Source organism: Virgibacillus kimchii (assembly GCF_055379185.1).
Genome location: NZ_AP043951.1, coordinates 2,213,182 through 2,230,842, shown reverse-complemented (window position 1 = coordinate 2,230,842; position 17,661 = coordinate 2,213,182). Strand labels below are relative to the sequence as shown.

Annotated in this window: 19 protein-coding genes; 15 read left to right on the top strand and 4 right to left on the bottom strand. The window is 37.5% G+C overall.

All coding sequences use genetic code 11. The features are described 5' to 3' along the window. Window positions 1–113: 113 nt before the first annotated feature. The 10 genes from ACZ42C_RS10890 (at window position 114) to ACZ42C_RS10845 (ending at window position 10,616) form a co-directional block, all read left to right on the top strand. Window positions 114–1,475, top strand: coding sequence for a four-carbon acid sugar kinase family protein (locus ACZ42C_RS10890; protein WP_461183668.1), 1,362 nt, complete (start codon window positions 114–116; stop codon window positions 1,473–1,475). A 13-nt stretch (window positions 1,476–1,488) separates the two neighbouring features. Next, on the top strand, window positions 1,489–2,139 hold the full coding sequence (locus ACZ42C_RS10885) for a GntR family transcriptional regulator (RefSeq protein ID WP_461183669.1): 651 nt from the start codon (window positions 1,489–1,491) through the stop codon (window positions 2,137–2,139). Between the two features lie 46 nt (window positions 2,140–2,185). Beyond that, the gene (locus ACZ42C_RS10880) at window positions 2,186–3,478 is read left to right on the top strand and encodes a RuBisCO large subunit C-terminal-like domain-containing protein (protein ID WP_461183670.1); all 1,293 of its coding nucleotides are present in this window, start codon (window positions 2,186–2,188) and stop codon (window positions 3,476–3,478) included. A 10-nt stretch (window positions 3,479–3,488) separates the two neighbouring features. Then, window positions 3,489–4,088 carry a class II aldolase/adducin family protein gene (locus tag ACZ42C_RS10875; RefSeq protein WP_461183671.1) on the top strand — a complete coding sequence of 200 codons (600 nt, stop codon included), beginning with the start codon at window positions 3,489–3,491 and terminating at the stop codon, window positions 4,086–4,088. A 52-nt stretch (window positions 4,089–4,140) separates the two neighbouring features. Next, window positions 4,141–5,163 carry a zinc-dependent alcohol dehydrogenase gene (locus ACZ42C_RS10870; protein ID WP_461183672.1) on the top strand — a complete coding sequence of 341 codons (1,023 nt, stop codon included), beginning with the start codon at window positions 4,141–4,143 and terminating at the stop codon, window positions 5,161–5,163. Between the two features lie 21 nt (window positions 5,164–5,184). Continuing rightward, entirely contained in the window at window positions 5,185–6,198 is a 1,014-nt protein-coding gene (locus tag ACZ42C_RS10865; protein ID WP_461183673.1) for a TRAP transporter substrate-binding protein, read from the top strand. 124 nt (window positions 6,199–6,322) lie between these two features. Next, window positions 6,323–7,606, top strand: coding sequence for an IS110 family RNA-guided transposase (locus ACZ42C_RS10860; protein ID WP_464891247.1), 1,284 nt, complete (start codon window positions 6,323–6,325; stop codon window positions 7,604–7,606). Between the two features lie 458 nt (window positions 7,607–8,064). Continuing rightward, window positions 8,065–8,541 (top strand): TRAP transporter small permease, encoded by a 477-nt coding sequence (locus ACZ42C_RS10855; RefSeq protein ID WP_461183530.1) that lies wholly within the window; start codon window positions 8,065–8,067, stop codon window positions 8,539–8,541. Beyond that, window positions 8,541–9,803 carry a TRAP transporter large permease gene (locus ACZ42C_RS10850; protein ID WP_461183529.1) on the top strand — a complete coding sequence of 421 codons (1,263 nt, stop codon included), beginning with the start codon at window positions 8,541–8,543 and terminating at the stop codon, window positions 9,801–9,803. Before ACZ42C_RS10855 ends, ACZ42C_RS10850 begins: the two co-directional genes overlap by 1 nt. A 213-nt stretch (window positions 9,804–10,016) precedes the next feature. Further along, complete coding sequence (locus ACZ42C_RS10845; protein ID WP_461183528.1) at window positions 10,017–10,616, top strand: class II aldolase/adducin family protein; 600 nt, start codon at window positions 10,017–10,019, stop codon at window positions 10,614–10,616. A gap of 312 nt (window positions 10,617–10,928) precedes the next feature. Here ACZ42C_RS10845 and ACZ42C_RS10840 read toward each other — a convergent pair whose 3' ends face one another. The 3 genes from ACZ42C_RS10840 to ACZ42C_RS10830 all read right to left on the bottom strand — a co-directional run bounded on the left by ACZ42C_RS10840 (window position 10,929) and on the right by ACZ42C_RS10830 (window position 12,398). After that, complete coding sequence (locus ACZ42C_RS10840) at window positions 10,929–11,243, bottom strand: hypothetical protein (RefSeq protein WP_461183527.1); 315 nt, start codon at window positions 11,241–11,243, stop codon at window positions 10,929–10,931. A 281-nt stretch (window positions 11,244–11,524) separates the two neighbouring features. Next, the gene (locus ACZ42C_RS10835) at window positions 11,525–11,980 is read right to left on the bottom strand and encodes a competence protein ComK (protein ID WP_461183526.1); all 456 of its coding nucleotides are present in this window, start codon (window positions 11,978–11,980) and stop codon (window positions 11,525–11,527) included. 139 nt (window positions 11,981–12,119) lie between these two features. Next, a complete protein-coding gene (locus ACZ42C_RS10830) occupies window positions 12,120–12,398 on the bottom strand; it encodes a hypothetical protein (protein ID WP_461183525.1) in 279 nt (92 codons plus the stop codon). A 581-nt stretch (window positions 12,399–12,979) separates the two neighbouring features. Here ACZ42C_RS10830 and ACZ42C_RS10825 point away from each other — a divergent pair. Together ACZ42C_RS10825 and ACZ42C_RS10820 are read left to right on the top strand one after the other, a co-directional pair. After that, window positions 12,980–13,537 carry a sigma-70 family RNA polymerase sigma factor gene (locus tag ACZ42C_RS10825; protein ID WP_461183524.1) on the top strand — a complete coding sequence of 186 codons (558 nt, stop codon included), beginning with the start codon at window positions 12,980–12,982 and terminating at the stop codon, window positions 13,535–13,537. 96 nt (window positions 13,538–13,633) lie between these two features. Then, entirely contained in the window at window positions 13,634–14,542 is a 909-nt protein-coding gene (locus tag ACZ42C_RS10820) for a DnaD domain-containing protein (protein WP_461183523.1), read from the top strand. Window positions 14,543–14,773: 231 nt separating this feature from the next. On the opposite strand, the gene ACZ42C_RS10815 is transcribed toward ACZ42C_RS10820, so the two are convergent. Then, on the bottom strand, window positions 14,774–15,157 hold the full coding sequence (locus ACZ42C_RS10815; RefSeq protein ID WP_461183522.1) for a helix-turn-helix domain-containing protein: 384 nt from the start codon (window positions 15,155–15,157) through the stop codon (window positions 14,774–14,776). Window positions 15,158–15,494: 337 nt separating this feature from the next. Here ACZ42C_RS10815 and ACZ42C_RS10810 point away from each other — a divergent pair, with 337 nt between their 5' ends. From ACZ42C_RS10810 to ACZ42C_RS10800, 3 genes are read left to right on the top strand one after another with little or no spacing between them, the layout of a single operon-like run. After that, on the top strand, window positions 15,495–15,686 hold the full coding sequence (locus tag ACZ42C_RS10810) for a hypothetical protein (protein ID WP_461183521.1): 192 nt from the start codon (window positions 15,495–15,497) through the stop codon (window positions 15,684–15,686). A gap of 22 nt (window positions 15,687–15,708) precedes the next feature. Beyond that, window positions 15,709–17,184, top strand: a complete 1,476-nt coding sequence (locus tag ACZ42C_RS10805; RefSeq protein ID WP_461183520.1) for a sodium:solute symporter family protein — start codon at window positions 15,709–15,711, stop codon at window positions 17,182–17,184. A gap of 4 nt (window positions 17,185–17,188) precedes the next feature. Further along, a complete protein-coding gene (locus ACZ42C_RS10800; protein WP_461183519.1) occupies window positions 17,189–17,641 on the top strand; it encodes a hypothetical protein in 453 nt (150 codons plus the stop codon). The last annotated feature ends 20 nt before the right edge of the window (window positions 17,642–17,661 follow it).

Below are 17,661 nucleotides of genomic sequence, written 5' to 3'. Positions count from 1 at the left end.
ATTTAAATAGTTAATATTATACTAATAGATCTATAATAGATCTAAGTTAGATGTTAGATTGCAAGCCCTTACATTTTTTTCTAGCTAATGCATGGGTTAAAGGAGATTTTATAATGAATGATAATAATTTACTACTAGCTTTTTACGGAGACGATTTTACAGGTTCAACAGATGCTATGGAGGCTTTAGCGGCAAAAGGTTATAGGACAATTTTATTCACTGAAATTCCTACGATCGAAATGATTCAGCAGTTTGAAAATCTAAAATGTATTGGAATTGCTGGCACTAGTCGAGCAAAAAATACTGAAGAGATGGAAAATGAATTAAAGCCTATTTATAATATTCTTTCAAAGTTAAATGTCCCTGTTGTTCACTATAAGACATGTTCCACTTTTGATTCTTCACCAAAAGTCGGAAGTATAGGTAAAGCGATAGATTTAGCTAAACAATACTTTGATAATAAGAAAGCAACACCATTATTAGTAGCTACTCCAAAATTGGGTAGATATACTTTGTTTGGACAGCATTTTGCAAGAATGAAAGATATTGTTTATAGATTGGATAGGCATCCTGTTATGTCAAAGCATCCGGTAACTCCTATGGATGAAGCAGACTTACGTAAGCACTTGAAAAAACAAATTCAATCAGATATTGGTCTGTTAGATATTATTGAGATGAATAAAGAGGATGTTGACGAGATTTATGAATCGAAATCGCAAAATTATGATATTCTTTTAATTGATGCTCTTAATGAAAAAGATGTTGATACAGCTGGAAGGCTTATCTGGGATGCATCTAAAAATAACACCGTGTTTACTGTAGGTTCTTCAGGAATTGAAGATGCACTAGCTAGTAATTGGAACCGATTAAATGTACCTCGTAATACTGACCAGGTTAATAGACAAGATATTAAATCTAAAGAAAATATATTAGTTGTATCAGGTAGTGGTTCGGTGATTACTAAAGAGCAAATTAAAACAGCGCTTCGAAATGGTTTTGAGGGGATAAAAGTAAATTCTGATATATTAACTGGTGATTATGAGAATCAAAAAAACTTTATAAATAAAGTAGTTAATTTATTGAATGACAAGAAAAATGTGATTCTCTATACCGCGTTAGGACCAGATGATGACTCTATTTTCTCAATGAGGAACAAACTGAAAGAAAACGGCATTCAAGAAATGCAAATAGGTGAGTTTATTGGAAAAAAACTTGGAGGTTTTACCAATCAAATATTAAAAAACAGTAGCATCAATCGTATAGTGCTTGCAGGAGGTGATACTTCTGGCTTTATAACTAAAGAATTAGATGTTTTTGGGCTAGAAATGATACAACAAGTCTCTCCCGGAGCTCCATTATGCAGAGTATACTCAAAAGATATAAAAATTAACGGAATTGAATTAGCATTAAAGGGTGGCCAGTTAGGAGGAGATAATTATTTTCATGAAGTTTTAAATGTAAATAATAATGACTAAAAGAGTGGTGCAAATGAAAAATTACACTAAATCACGATCTAATATGCTATTAAAAGAAATTGCGTATGTCAAGATTAAGGAAGGTATCCTGGAAGAATATTTTAAACCTGGTAGTTTGCTTTCTGAACGTGAATTAATTGATATGCTTGAAATGAGTAAAACACCAATAAAATCAGCTCTTGATAGGTTAGAAACAGAAGGATTTGTAACTGTATCTTCAAAACAAGGAATTATTGTTAATGACTTAACAGTGGAACAAATAGTAGATATTTATAATTTGAGGATCGCATTAGAGACACATATTTGTAATCAAATATATAAAACAATCACCGACGAACAGTTAGAACTTTTGAAGGACAATTTAAGGGAAACTGATGAGATAGTTAAAAAACAAGATATTAAAAGGTTTGCAGAGGTGGATCATAATTTTCATTTAATGTTGTGCAGATTTTCAGGTAATAATGAAATGCATAAGATTTTATTAAACTATAACTCTCAATTGTTAAGAATAACTTTACGACATCTAAGGCGCCAGCCTAATAGAATGCTTAGTTTTAAAAAAGAACATGAAGATATATACCAAAAGCTATGTCAAAGAAATGTAGATTGTGTCAAATTAATGGAGCTTCATTTGAAAGAGGCTAAAAATACATTATTTCTATAAATAATATGTATTTCGGGTATTTTAAAAATACTTAAAATTGCAAGGGGTGTTACTAATTATTAGTCTATACGATCCAAATATCTTTAATTATTCACAAGAATCAATTGAAGATAATGATTACATAATTGCTACCTATTACTTTAAAAAAGAAGCTGTTGATCACCTTAATTTAGTTGGATTTATGGCATTAGAATCATCAACTGGCGGGTGGATGGACTTTCCAGGGGAAACAGTAGATGTAAGAAGAAAATTAGGAGCTAAAGTTGTAGGGTATTATCCTATACCTCTAAGTGAAGGTAACGAGAAAGCGGCAATTGTACACATAGCTTATCCAGTAAAGGGGAGTGCTGGTTGGAACAGTAGTGTATCCATGCTTCTTACGACCATTGCTGGTAATATTCTGGATATGCCTGGCGATGTATACTTGATAGATGTAAAACTCCCACCAAGTTTTACAGATAACTTCAGCGGACCCAAATTTGGTGTTGAAGGGATTCGGGATGTTTTAGGAGTTCCAACAAGACCTTTAGTAAATATGATGATTAAACCTAAAGTTGGCCTTAATGAAAAAGAAATTGAACAAATGTCGTATGAGGCGGGCATAGGAGGTGTTGATCATATAAAAGATGATGAAATTATGTCTGAAGTGTACAACTTGAATCTAGAAAAACGAATATTGTCAGTAATGAAGGGATTAAAGCGTGCTGAAGAAGAGACAGGGAATAAAGCCTTGTACACCGTCAATATTACGGGAACAGGTTATGATTTAACTAAAAGGGCAGAGAAGGCAGTTGAATTAGGAGCGAATGCCATAATGTTAAATTTTCATCAAGGGTTGGAATCATTAAGATTATTAGCTGAAAACCCTAATGTTAACGTTCCAATACTGTTCCATCCCGCAGGTAGTTTTTCAATTAATTCTATTGGAAAAATGGTTCTTTCAAAATTGTCAAGATTATGTGGAGCAGATTTTTATCTGCCAGGTTCTCCATGGGCGAAATGGTCAAAAACTTCAGAATTAGAATCGACGATCCGATCGGCTCAATTACTGTCCACTTCATTTTATGACATAAAGAAGACCTTTATAGTGCAATCTTCTACAGCTGGTAAGGTTCCTACAATAATACAAGACTATGGAATGGATGTTGTACTTGGAGGAGGGGGAGCAATACATGGGCATCCTAGTGGAATTAAGTCAGGTGTAATGGCTATACACCAAGCGATAAACGCAGCTATCTTTGGAGAAAAACTAGAAGATTATGCAAAAGACCATGAGGAATTAGAAGAAGCTTTAAATGTATCTCCTGTTTTTAAAAGGCCACAAGAAACCAGGTATTAGGAGGAAAAAAGTGTATTTTTTAGCAGAACGTCAAGCTATTATTAATGCTGCAAAACGTTTGTATGAATTAGGGATTATGACTGGGTTAGAAGGAAATTATAGTATTAAGTTAGAAGAAAATAAATTGCTAATTAGCCCCAAAGGGATAAAACTACACGATTTAAATGAGCATGACTTAATAATATGTGATTATGAAGGAAACATTATAGAAGGAAAACATCAGCCTTCATCAGGGTTAACAATGCATCGAATTATATATGAAAACAGACCAGAAATAAATACGGTATTCCATACACATTCAATAGCTGCCACAAGTTTTGCAATTGCAAATCAACCTATACCTAATTCTTTAGAGGTATTAAATGATTTTGCAGGGGGTGAAATACCCGTTGCAGCTCCCTACGCTCCATTAGGTTCTGATGATTTAGCAAATAATATTAAATTAGCAATGAATAATAGTTATGCAGTGTTATTAAAAAATCATGGAGTATTGTGTTTTGGTAAAGATGTAGATCATGCAGTTAATGTAAGTTGGTCTGTTGAAATGGCTGCTCGAATGGTAATAAATGCAAATACCTTAGGAACAGTAACAAAAATTGAAGGAAATTGAATGCGTTATCAGACTCTTGTAATTTGTAATAGATAATTGGAGGAATGGAAAATTGAAGTCAGCAGTAGTAATTGGGCCCAACAAAGTTGAAATAAAAGATAAAAATATTCCTGAAATTAAAAGAGATGAGGTGTTAATAAAAGTTAAAACTGCCGGTGTATGCGGGTCTGATCTTCATTTATTTTACGGTACACATGCGTTTCGAAAACTGCCAGCTGTTTTAGGTCATGAAGTAGCTGGAGAAATAGTTAAAGTTGGTGAGGATGTTACAAAATTTAATATTGGTGATCGAGTTACAGTAGAACCACATATCGGCTGTGGTGAATGTGAAAGCTGTAAAAAAGGTCTTTTAAACCTTTGTAAGTCAAAGGTAGTCCCGGGAACCAAAGATTGGATCGGTACATTTAGTGAATACTTTAATGCACCTGAACAGACCCTTTATAAGATTGATGAAAATGTATCTTATGAAATTGGGACATTAATAGAACCTTTAGCCGTTGGTATTCATGCTATAAGCAGAATCTCAGTTCCTGACAAGGATTCAATTGTCATTTTAGGGTCTGGTACAATTGGTTTGCTTACATTAGTGGCTGCAAGAGAAGCAGGATATAAGAATATTATATGTACAGATACAGAACAATTTAATTTAAATATGGCCAAAAAACATGGGGCAAACCTTGTTCTAAATCCATATGAAGTAGATGTTGAATCAAAAGTAAAAGAGTATACAAATGGGGAGGGAGTCGATGTAGCAATTGTAGCAACTGATGTACCACCAATTATAAATCAAGCTTCATCCATTGTTAAAAAAAGAGGTGAAGTTGGATTAGTTGCCATGATAACTGAAGAGATTCCTGTTAACACATATAATTTTGTATTTAACGAAATTAATCTTTTTGGAGCGATGACCTACGAAACAGAGGATTTTGCTAAGGCTGTTGAACTTGTAAATAATGGATTGGAAATAAGTGATTTTATTACGCAAAAAAAACCCCTGGAGAATGCCCAACAAGCTTTAGAGCTTTTGAGTCAGAAGAAACAAAACGTGGTTAAAGTACTTGTAGAAATTAATTAAAAAAGTGAGAGGTGTAAAACAATGAATAGAATAATAAGTTTTATAAGTGTTATGTTGATTTTTGTAATATTTCTAATTGGTTGCTCCAATGATCAAAGTGCATCAGGGGATGAGAGTGGTGATGGTGATGAAACAGTTCTACTCACATTAGGCCATGTGCAATCTGAAAACGATATTTGGCAAGATGGTGCTGTGAAGTTCAAAGAGGAGGTTGAAGCACTTTCAGACGGTGAAATAGAAATTGAAATACATCCAAACGCTACGTTAGGTGGCGATCGAGATATGGCAGAAGGTATGCAAATTGGTAGCGTTGATTTTGCTTTGATTGCAGGGGTTCTTGGCAATTTTGAGCCTTCTATTAGTTTACTAGAATTACCTTATTTATTTAGTAGTGAAGAAGAGTATAATAAAGTAATTCACGGAGAAATCGGAGAGGAAATTGCTGACCGTGTGTTGGAATCATCTTCCATTAGGATACTCGATTGGTGGGATCGAGGCCCCAGACATATTACTGCAAATAGACCTATTACTACACTTGAAGATTTACAAGGATTGAGAATGAGAGTACCAGAAATCCAGGCTATGGATCATACCTGGAGTGAAATGGGGGCATCACCAACCACAATGGCTTGGGACGAAGTTTATACTGGCTTAGAACAAAATGTGATTGAAGCTCAAGAGAACCCTATCCCATTTATATATGGCGGACGTATTCACGAAGTTCAAGATTATTTAGCGCTTACTGCACATAAATACGAATATGTAACCCTTGCCATGAGTGATTTAACTTGGTCTGAATTAACTGAAGATCAACAAGAGATTATCTCTGAGGCAGCTAGTACGGCCACTGCATATCAAAACGATCTAGTTGAAGAACAAACGGACGAGATATTAGAGGCCATGAAAGAAGAAGGATTGGAAGTAACAGAACCAAATATAGAAGAATTTGCTGAAGAAGCTCGTAAGGCACATGAAGCTTATGCTGAAACAAATGATATTGATCTTTACAATAGGATAATTGAAGAAATTGAATAGTGATATTAGGAGCATTCCTGTAATGAAGAAATTTGAGGTTTGAACAAAAATGAGCCCTCTTGGTATAGTACTGGGTGTCATGATCATGACCCCTAAATTAAATAAATACCAAGGAGGACTCGTAATGAATTATAATCAAAATCTTAAATTAGTGCAAATCACACCATCCACATTGATAGTAGGAATCGATATTGCCATGGATAAACATGTGGCACGTGCCCAGGATGACCGGGGCGTGGAATTGGGTAAGAAATTGGTCTTTGACAATCGCATACACGGATTTCAACAGCTTTTAGACTGGATTTCCAGATTGCAGGAGAAAAACAACAAAAGCGAAGTGATTGTTGGCGTAGAACCAACCGGACACTTTTGGCTTGGTTTGGCTTACTATCTAAAAGCCAAAGACATTCGCTTTGTGGTTGTAAATCCAATGCACGTTAAGAAGTCCAAAGAACTTGATGACAACTCACCAACGAAAAATGACACCAAAGATGCGCGCGTTATTGCACAGCTTGTGAAAGATGGGAGATACTCCGTACCAAATCTTCTCGACGGCATTTATGCCGAATTACGGGAAGGGATCAAATTAAGAGATCAACTCATCAAGCAGCTGATGATCATCGAAGGTCGCGTTCAGAATCATATTCAGCGGTACTTTCCGGAATTTGATGACGTCTTTAAAGACTGGTCCGGTAAGACAGCGTTATTCACACTGCGCGAGTTCCCGTTCCCTTATGAGATCCGTCAAATGACTCCGGAAGAAGTGCTGGCAGCGTGGAAAACCGTTATCAAACGCGGCATGGGTATAGAACGGGCAAGGAAATTAGTCAAGAAAGCACAGAAGAGCATTGGCATTGAAATTGGGCTCAGGTTCGCAAGAAAAGAACTACACAGCCTTTTAGACCAGTATGAGCTGTATCAAAATCAGTTAACAGAGTTGGATGAGGAAATCACAGAGCTATTGAAAGATATACCGGGTGCTGAGGAATTGATAAATATTAAGGGGCTTGGTGCCATAACCGTTGCCACGTTCTTTTCTGAAGTAGGGGATCTCACCAAGTATGATCACCCACAACAATTGGTAAACATGGCGGGTTTAACGTTACGGGAACACAGCTCCGGGAGATTGAAAGGGCAAACGAAAATCACCAAACGTGGCAGAAAAAAATTGCGAAAAGCCCTATATCTGGCTGTACGCCCCCTAGTGGCGAGTAACCCGACGTTTAAGGCACTGCACAGGTATTACACTACCCGCCCCAACAATCCGTTAAAGAAACAGCAATCACTTATTGCGTTATGCGGGAAATTAATACGTGTTATGTTCACCATAGGCAAAAAACAATGTGAATTTGATGGAAGCAAGTTACTAAAAGGTTTACCTCAAATAGAATCATTACAGGCTGCTTAGGCTTTATGAACAAAATGGATGGATAAATGCACTTGGAATTCTGGAATTAAACAAACACCAACAATGCAGAGTCGGAGCTTATTTACACCATTCGGGCATATGACCCAGCTAAGGAGCATATCCGACCTCCACCTTGTGGATACGCAGGACGAGGGAATGTGTGGATAACATCCCGTGATACATGGGAGGGTAAGCGACCATAAGAAGCGTGGAGAATGAAGCATGGTCATACCATTTAAGCACCAAATGTTCACAATTTGGCTGATAGGATGGATATACCCCAGTAAGAATATTCTGTATTCCGTGTTATAAAGGATTAGCTCCAACACATTCCAAAGTGGATGTTTATGAAATTCTAAGAAAACAAGAGCATTTTGAAGATATTTTAATTATATAGAGGGAGGGTGAAGATTAAGAACTTCACTCTCCGTTGATTCTCAACACTACGGGGGATAATAATGAAAATAATAGATAAAATTCTGTGGAATGTTCTATATTATATTTGTGCCTTTTTAATGTTTCTTATGGTATCTGTAGTTACAGCTCAAGTAATTTCAAGGTATGTATTTAATAGCCCTTTTACTTGGACCGAGGAACTTGGTAGATATACTTTTGTATGGGTCTCCTTTTTAGGTATGGCAGTAGCTATAAAGCGTGGTGGCCATATAGCATTAGATGTTTTGGTTAAAAAATTGAATTTGAATAGTAGGAAAGCTTTGTTGACCATAAATAATTTATTACTTTTATTATTTGCTGGAACATTAACTTATAGTGGTATAGAACTTGTAAAGTTAGGAGCAGGTCAAAATAGCCCTTCATTAGGTTTGCCGATGGAGATTGTATTTATGGTTATGCCAATATCGGGAATCTTAATGTTTTACTATGTATTAACTGAAACAGTTTTGCTTATCAAAAGAAAGGGGGATAGTCTGTAATGGGCACATTATTATTTGTTTTATTCGCTCTGTTCCTGATATTGGGTATCCCGATTGGGTTTGTTATAGCATTGGCTTCAATGGGAGCAATTGTGTTTATGGATTATCCAATTATTTTAATAAGTCAAAGGTTTTTCACGGCATTAGATTCTTTTCCTTTTATGGCTATTCCATTATTTATGTTAGCAGGGTCAATTATGAGTAATGGTGGAATTACTAAGAGAATCATTGATTTTGCACTATCTATAGTCGGTAACATTAGAGGAGCTTTATCTCAAGTTGTTGCAACAAGCGGAATTATGATGGGAGGCATATCTGGTTCAGCTGTAGCAGATACCGCGGCTTTGGGATCAATTATGGTACCAGAAATGAAAAGAAGAAAGTATGATCCTGCATTCTCGGCAGCATTAGTGGCAGCTTCTGGAAGTATTGCCTTAATTATTCCGCCTAGTATTGCTCTAATTATATATGGAGTTGCTACGCAGTCTTCTATTGGTGATTTATTTGTAGCAGGTATTTTACCAGGTATACTTATTGGTTTGCTATTTATGCTATATTCTTACTTTGTTGCTAGAAAAAATAATTATCCTAAGGAAGGAAAAACTAATCTAAAGGGGATATGGATTAGTTTTAGAAAAGCATTTTTGGCATTATTAATGCCTGTTATTATCATTGTAGGGATACGTGGTGGAATGTTTACAGCTACTGAGGGCGGAGCTATTATCTGTGTATATGCCTTTCTAATCAGTACTCTCATTTATAGAGATTTGAGAATAAAATCCCTTCCAAAAGTATTTTTTGATGCTGCCATCAGCACAGCTATCATCTCGACTATTATTGCAGCTACTACTCTTTTTAGTTGGTTGTTGTCCAGAGAACAAATTCCGCAACAAATAACGAACTCTTTATTAAATATAACTGACAATACAATTTTATTACTACTCCTTATTAATTTAATCTTACTAGTTTGTGGAATGTTCTTAGATAGTGGGCCTGCTATTCTACTTTTAGCGCCAATATTAGCACCAGTTGCTTTTAATATAGGAGTAGATCCTGTTCAATTTGGCATACTGATGGTTATTAACTTGACTATAGGGCTTTTAACCCCACCTGTAGGAACAGCAATGTATGTGGCCAGTAACGTTTCTGGTGTTCCAATTATGCAATTAGCAAAAAAACTAATCCCATTCTTACTAATTATGATTACTGTATTATTAATAGTGACTTTTGTACCAGGGTTCACTACTATATTTACGAGATAATGGGGCTGGGTCTGCCTGAATTAAAATAACTTTATTACATCCTGAAGATATTCCAACTGGTAGTTTTTCTTATAAAATAAAAGATTGTAGTTTTACAAGGGTGAAAGCATTGTTTATTGGGAAAAGTGTGAATTTCAGAAAACAATTAACTTTAAATAATTTAATAAGAAGGATTCCATCTAATGTACATACAATTATAAAGGGATGATTTAAATGGAAATTGAACAAAAGCTTAAAGATTCAATCTGGATTGCAAAAGCCTTATTTGACAGAGGTAAAGCAACTGGCTCATCAGCTAATTTAAGTTTTCGTCATGATGAGGAGATCTATATTACTGGTAGTGGGACTTGTTTCGGTGAGTTGAAGGAGAAAGATTTTTCCGTGGTAGACATGAAAGGTAATCATTTGAAAGGAGTTAAACCAAGTAAAGAAATACCACTTCATATAATATTATACAACAAGGATCCCCGTATTCAGGCAGTAATCCATACCCATAGTTTTTATTCGACTTTATGGTCTTGTTTAAACCATCAGAATGAGCAAGATATCATTCCTGAATATACTCCATATTTAAGAATGAAAGTCGGATCAATTGGTTTGGTTCCATATGCTAGACCTGGTTCCGCCGAGTTATTTGACTACTTTGAAGAAAGAGTTAATTTTAGTGATGGATATATCTTGCAAAATCATGGTCCAGTTGTTGGGGATGTAGATTTGATGTCAGCCTTCTATGGTTTGGAGGAATTGGAAGAGAGTGCGCGTATGGCTTGGGAACTTCGGAATGAAAATGCTAATCTAATTTTTAAGCATTAATCACATATAATGTATTTTGTGCGAAGATACGGTGGATGAACTTTTTGGTATATACAAATAATTATATGGAGGGCCATGAAGAGTGATATTGAGAAATTTATATCTAATTACTCAAAGACTTATTACAAGCCAAAGAGGACTTTATTCTTGGATGAATTAACTTATCTCAGTTAATTATATTTTTGACAAATGATCACAAATGGATACAGGGGTGGTTGGGGGCGAGGCAGCCCCCTTTTGCTTGGAAAAAACCTTGTGCATAGAGTGTTCTGGACGGATTCGAATTACCATCTGCTTGTAGTCATGAAAGTCTTACTTTTTCTCCTCCGTACGCGGCATTGGATTCAACAACAGAAGCATCTCCAAGCCGCTCATGTCCGGCAGCTGTTTGACGAAATCTTTCATCTCTCGCTTTGTACTGAAGCTGAAGGAAGCCAATTCCTGAATGGGAAAGAAGGCATCTTCATCTTTTGCCAGCTCCAATATGTGTACGATAAACATTCCGTCCTTTTTCTCCGAGAGCACGGCAACTCCCAGTTCCGGGTGTACTGGTGAAAATATACTCGTTTCGATCTCCATGTTTTCCAGCATGTCATCATCAAATCGTACTTTTTTTGCCGAATTCATTGCATCGCCCCTTATTTATTTTTTAATACGGTTGTGGTGATTTTATTTTTTTGGATCCTTGTATGCGGCATTCTCGGATTTGTCTGTCTCTTCTTATCCTACCATAAGTTATGAGAAATGTTCTGTTTATTTTTTATTTTCTTTACCTAATTTGTTGATTTTTTATTAAAGCACAGTTTTCCGTGATCGATTTGTAAGGATCCGGCAGCTAAGCGGATCTATATCCATTGCTGAATAGGAAGCACACCAATTTTGATAGGTTTTGGTGTGCTTTTTGCTGCTTAACGATAAATTCCATTTACTTCAATCATGCAGGATAGGGTTCGCTCATACTGCTTTTTGAATATGTAATGGGACAATGGCAGTGGGAGCTGTTGATTATTTTTAAAAGTAATCACTGTTTGGTTCTGTTGTTTTTGAATGTGTGCAATATGGTGGAAAAAGATCCAGTGGCAATTGAAGTCTGATGTGGCATGGGTTGGGAAAGTAAAGATATTCTTTTCTAAGTTGATGGGAATCGGGACTTTCTTTCTGTATTTCGTATGGTGAATGACCGCCTGGCGTTTGCCTTCATACGTGGACCAGTTGGCGATGCAAGCATCCTTGATCAGCTGCATCGGTGTCTTTCGCACCCGGTAGGTCGCAGCTTCTTCCAGCACCACGGTGTCATGGTCCCATTTTTTGGCGGGGCAAAGGGCGATGGTTTGTTCATTGATTTGGTAAGATTCTCGTATCATTTTTCTTTGTCTCCTTTGTGTGACAGTGATACGACGAAACGGGGGAGGAGTGAGGGGTGGTGAAGGGGCGGGATGAAGCTGATCGGTGGGCTGTGAGGTGTATTTTATCATGCTGCGTCATGATGAGGTTGATTGCTTGTTAATCTTCTTCTTCCCATTCTGCCTTTAATTGTTCGTACTCCTTCATGTATTCTTCTGAGGGAAATTGTAATTCTTTTTGGAGCAGGAACTGCTTGTAAGAGCCTGCTTCTCTATGACCGAGTTCGATTTTATTTAGGTGCTTTGCATCGGTGCCAATTTTCCAGGCCACTTCTTCTATGGTTTCCCCCTTGAACTTCCTATTTTTACGAATGATTCTTCCAAGGGCTATGAGAAATATTTCTTTGTCTTTTTCCTCCATACTCTTCCTCTCGTCCATCGTTAACCGTCCTTTTACTTCCATTATCTTTAGTTATGAAGAAATAGTGAATGGTCTATAGGCCATATTTTGGCAGGAAATGTTAATTAAGGGAGATTTTTTTGGGTTGTGGGGAATGAGTTGGGCTTTGCTGATACGATGGAAGAGGGGAAAGTGCGCTAACTTGGAGAGGTGAGTGGAAAATTGGTGTTTTTTCTGGAGGGAGTGCGGGAATTTGCGCTTGTGAATGGAAAAAGGGTGCTAACTTGGAGGAAAGGATGGGAAATGTCTTTTTTTGGGGAAAAGTGTGTGGGATTTTTAATTTAGGCGGTGGAATGGGGAAGTTAGCGTGCGGGGAAAGGAAAATAGGATGCAGGAATTTTTGTTTGGTGTTGGTTAGTATGGGGGTGGAGAGTTGGAATCGGGGGGAGTGCTGGGTGTGTGGATGGGCGTGCGGTGGTGCGCTGGAGGGGTGTGGTGCCTGGGACTGCGGTGCAGTCGGGAGCAGTGCCTGTGGGGAGTAGTGCCTGTCACTCCCCGGTTTTTGTCGATCGGTGTCGAACTGGAGGGGGGAGGGAGCTGGATAAGGGAGGGGAATGGAGATGGAGCGTGAGGGGGAATGGAGTTTTGAGGAGATTTTTAAACAGAATGAGAAAAGGATTTACTTCCACATGCAGCGCCTGGGTATACATGATACTCATCGTGAGTTTTATATGGAGGGACTGTATGCGATGTGGAAGGCGTATAAGAAATACGAGCCGGACAAAGGACCTCTTTCTACTTACTTCAACTACCACATCCGCAGTCAACTCATTGATATGCTCCGCAAGAATGGACGGGATAAGTATAAAGCGCAAATGTTTATTGAGCATGAAAAGCTTCGCGTGGATGATGGCAATCGATCCGGTCTCACGGGAAATCCAGTCGTTGATCGTGCAGGGGTCAACGTGAAGGATACAAAGATCTGGGAAGAAGTGAAGGCAGCGCTGTCAGACAACCAATGGAACTGGGTGTATTACCATGTCATTGTTGGGATGCCGCTGAAGGAAATCGCGACTTTAAAAGGTGTATCCATCGACGCAGTAAAAAGCTGGGGAAGAGAAGCAAGACGGAAACTGCGAACCGAACCAACCCTTTCTGTGATATTGGAACTGTTGTAGGGTAGAAGAGATGGATGGTGAAGGGGTCAGACCCCGCAATTCTGAATGTTTTGAATTGAGGGGTCTGACCCCAATGATAAAGAAGGGATGAGTAGGATGAATTATATTAAGGAGATTAATGCGTTTTATGATCATATGGAAAGGAATCCATTGTCGGCTTCCGCCGTCACGTTATGGCATACGTTGATGCATATCAATAACAAAGCAAGGTGGGCAGAAACTTTTACGGTGGCTGCTCCGGTTATCCGGGTGAAGTCGGGATTAACGGATAGCTCTTTTAAGCGGGCAAGGATCGAGCTCAAAGAGAAGGGGTATATCGATTATCAGTCTCGGAGCAGGAATCAAGCGCCGATTTACCGAATGGTGAGGTTGAGTGGGGAAGAGGAAGCGGAACTGGCTGGTGGTGGCGGGTATGTGTTGGAGGGAGAGAACCGGGATCAAGTGAGGGGGGATTTATCTGAGGTGGAGGTAGGGGATCGTCCTGCGGACGAGGGTGTGGACCACCTTGCAAACCAGAGTGAGGGCCCATTAATTAAACATAAAGAAAACAGAAAGAAACAAAATAATAGAAATGCTGCTGATAGTGTGGTCAGATTTTTTCGGGAAAATTTTGGTGTAGTTAGTCCGTACGTAAGCCGTGAACTTTTGTATTGGTCCAATAACATGGGGGAGCTGGTTATGTATGCCATGAAACGTGCGTTGGATCGGGGAAAAACAAACTGGGGTTATGTTCGTGCGATTTTGGAGAATTGGGAGAAGAAAGGGATTCGGAGTGTAAGGGATGTGCAGGAGGAAGAGTTGCGTTTTCGGAGGGGGCGTTTGGTGCGGAAGGGACGTGGTTGGGTTGGTGTGGGCCGGGGGAAGGAGGAGGTTGTGCCGGAATGGTTTTGGGAGCGGAAGCAGGGGATAAAAGCCGTGAAAGAAAGTGCTGAGGAAAAGACTACTTTACGTGAAGTCGATAAAGAAACGAAAGAGATTAAAAAGATGCTGGAGAATTTGGGGTAGGTGATACTGACAAATGATATTTAATAAGAAAATTATAGTTGTTGGGGTGCTCGAAGTGTTCTAACATTGTGGAAGTCTGTGTTGCGAAATATTGAACCGAAGGTTGGTATTGCAAACACAAGGTACCTTCTTATGAAACCTATTACTAGAATTCAAGGAATTAAGTACTGGGAGAGTAAGCGCTTTATATAAAGGTACAGTTTTGGTAAGTACTGATTAAGTATTTTTTGTTTATCTATTCAGTTCTCGCTTTATAAACTCCCAATACCTAATAAGCCGTTCCACGTTTTCATTGGGATCCTTACTAAGCTCACCAAGTAATTTATCCTCTTTCATTTTCTTTATTGCAGTGATTTCCTGTTTACTTAAAGATAAGTCATCTGAAATAGTAAATTCCACTGGATGGCTAGGAGTGTCAATGATTCCAAGTAAATAATCAGCAGAAACATTAAGTGTAACAGCGATCTTTTGAATGGTTTCTAAAGAAGGTTCATTTCTGCCTTGTTCATAGTATCCATAACCACTGGTGGATACGTTTAATAACTTTGCCATCTCCTCTTGTTTATAACCGTTCTCTATACGAATATCTTTTAAGCGTTCTCTAAAAATGTCCATTTCAATACTCCTAACAACTTTCTTTTGAAGAATTATACAATCAGAAGTTGTAAAATCTCTTAAATACAATTAACAGTTGTAAAATATATTGACATACAACAATATGTTGTATATAATAAGTGGAAATTGAGTGAAGGGAGGTCAAGATTATAAATTATAAAAGTTCAAAGGTAAACTCAAACATGTAAAAGAAGGGAGTGTAGAGATAAAGCTTTCGTTATTGTTTCTTTAAACCAAAGTAAATATACAAGAAGATAACAGAAGCAGCAGTGGTGTGAGGCATCAATATTACCAAAAATGAAAGCGTTTTAAAATCTGCTTTGACGGGGGTGAATAGATGAATACCTTAGGTCCCAAGATGGCAATAGGTGTCTTAGTATTAATTTTGTTGGTATTTGCAACATGGAATACTACTACATCGTTATTTTTTGGCTTACCAATAACAGTTGTCTTATTGTGGTTGCTAGTCATTCTTGCTTTTGTTATTCCACTGATTTTTATATTTTTAATGGAAAAAATAATTGATTAATTACCAGGAGAGGTGAATTTTAGTGCCATTTAATGTTGTCGAGAGCATTGTGATATTGGTGTATTTCATTATAGTCACGTTATTCGGAGTATTTGCTAACAGAAGGATAACAGACAGTATTTCATATTACCTTGCAGATAGGGGGTTAGGTGTAGTTTTCGCTGGTATTGGAAGATTTGCAGCAGTTGCAAGCTCATTTACTTTTATGGGTGCTTTAGGATTAGGATATACCTTTGGTTTCCCATATCTACTATCCGTTGCAGTAGGGTTAAATATGGGATTTGTTATGTCTCTACTTCTGCTATCTAATATTAGGAATTCGAATGCTATTTCAATTGCAGATTTTCTGGCTAAACGATTTGATAGTAAAACCTTGCGAGTTGTAGCATCCATCATTTCTATATTAGTTATGTTTCCAGCAATAGTTGCACAAATAAGGGGAGCTGGGATTGTAGGAAATTCAGTTTTGGGAATTCCATTTGGTTTAGCGATGGTACTTTTAACTGCTGTGTTTGTATTTTATGTTTTCATGGGAGGACTCTGGGCTGTAACGTGGACTGATATGCTCCAGGGAATTATGCTTACTGTATTCCTGGTTATTCCTTCAGTATTTGTTGCGTTTACTTTAGGATCTGACATTACAACGAGAGCTCTGGAAAATGCTCCTTCATTTTTAACAGGGAATCTGCCAATGTGGTCCCATTTAGGAATAACAATTACTTTTATGGGTAGTATGATGACTTTTCCCGCCTATTTATTTTGGTCTTTTACTACTAAGGATGTAAGGATTCTTCGGAAATCAGTTGCTGTTACTGCGTTTATGGGTGTATTAGTTTTCTCCAGTTACTTTTTTCTATTGGCTGGTGCACATACCGTTGCGCCAAATTTAGAGAATCCTGACAATGCATTTTTTACTGTAGCACAATTTTTATTTGATAGCAGTCCAATTGTTTTGGGAATAATAGCAGCTGCTGCTTTATCTGCTATTATGTCCAGTACGGATGCAATGCTATTATCCACCTCTGCTATTGTTTCAAATGATTTATTGAAGCTGATAAGGCCTAACTCAAAAGACTTTCTAAAGATTGGCCGTTTATCAACATTAATAATTGCAGCAGTTGCATTACTTTTCTCCTTTTATACTCCCGCGTTAATAGGAGAGTTGATTGCAGCTGGAGCTGCGAGTGCAGGATCAGCTTTTGTATTTCCATTAGTGTTGGGAGTTTGGTGGAAACGTATGAATGCACAAGGGGCAATAGCTGGTGTTATTACTGGGTACTTAACATATAATATCCTGACTTTTAGTAATATCGTTCCGATCATGAATGTACCTATTTTAATATCTATTCCAGCATCAGCAGTAGCTTGCATTGTAGTAGCAATACTGACGTCTCCTCCCAATCAAAAGCAACAGGAATTCTTTGAGAGTTTACACTCTGCTTCGGAAAATATAACGGAACCTTCTATGGACATGACGAATGTAGGTAACAAGGGGTGATTAAGTGATTACTAAACGTTGGGAAGCCTTTTGTGCCTATTCTATTGAAGAGTGTGAAGAATATTTTTTGGAGGCTATAAAGGAAATAGGGATTGAAACGGTTACAGAACAATCCTCTATTAATAGTATGCAAAATTTTATGCTGGGAAGTGAAGGGAAGGTAAAGAAAATAACATTTAAACAACCATACCCATTTGAGTTAAAGATTATCTCTGTTTCTCAAGACCCATTATATAGATTTTTTATGTCTCTGTTCAGTTCGCAAGAGAAAGAATTAATTTCTTTATTAAGCATGGAACCATTAAACAAAGACACTCAGCCAATTATTTTTAATATAATGCAAGCATTCTTTAAAAGAGTACACAGCCAGCCGTGGGATATTCAACACCCACGATTTAAGGTTTCATGGCTTCTTAATTATCGAAACAAGAAGAAATGGAATTATTGGTTCTCTTAATATCAGAGTAAAAAAATATA

Coding starts and splice junctions, on each gene's coding strand:
- ACZ42C_RS10850 (WP_461183529.1), top strand. CDS start 8,541: ATGGGCACATTATTATTTGTTTTATTCGCTCTGTTCCTGATATTGGGT.
- ACZ42C_RS10820 (WP_461183523.1), top strand. CDS start 13,634: ATGAATTATATTAAGGAGATTAATGCGTTTTATGATCATATGGAAAGG.
- ACZ42C_RS10835 (WP_461183526.1), bottom strand. CDS start 11,980: ATGATACGAGAATCTTACCAAATCAATGAACAAACCATCGCCCTTTGC.
- ACZ42C_RS10825 (WP_461183524.1), top strand. CDS start 12,980: ATGGAGCGTGAGGGGGAATGGAGTTTTGAGGAGATTTTTAAACAGAAT.
- ACZ42C_RS10810 (WP_461183521.1), top strand. CDS start 15,495: ATGAATACCTTAGGTCCCAAGATGGCAATAGGTGTCTTAGTATTAATT.
- ACZ42C_RS10890 (WP_461183668.1), top strand. CDS start 114: ATGAATGATAATAATTTACTACTAGCTTTTTACGGAGACGATTTTACA.
- ACZ42C_RS10860 (WP_464891247.1), top strand. CDS start 6,323: ATGAATTATAATCAAAATCTTAAATTAGTGCAAATCACACCATCCACA.
- ACZ42C_RS10865 (WP_461183673.1), top strand. CDS start 5,185: ATGAATAGAATAATAAGTTTTATAAGTGTTATGTTGATTTTTGTAATA.
- ACZ42C_RS10855 (WP_461183530.1), top strand. CDS start 8,065: ATGAAAATAATAGATAAAATTCTGTGGAATGTTCTATATTATATTTGT.
- ACZ42C_RS10815 (WP_461183522.1), bottom strand. CDS start 15,157: ATGGACATTTTTAGAGAACGCTTAAAAGATATTCGTATAGAGAACGGT.
- ACZ42C_RS10840 (WP_461183527.1), bottom strand. CDS start 11,243: ATGAATTCGGCAAAAAAAGTACGATTTGATGATGACATGCTGGAAAAC.
- ACZ42C_RS10830 (WP_461183525.1), bottom strand. CDS start 12,398: ATGGACGAGAGGAAGAGTATGGAGGAAAAAGACAAAGAAATATTTCTC.
- ACZ42C_RS10885 (WP_461183669.1), top strand. CDS start 1,489: ATGAAAAATTACACTAAATCACGATCTAATATGCTATTAAAAGAAATT.
- ACZ42C_RS10845 (WP_461183528.1), top strand. CDS start 10,017: ATGGAAATTGAACAAAAGCTTAAAGATTCAATCTGGATTGCAAAAGCC.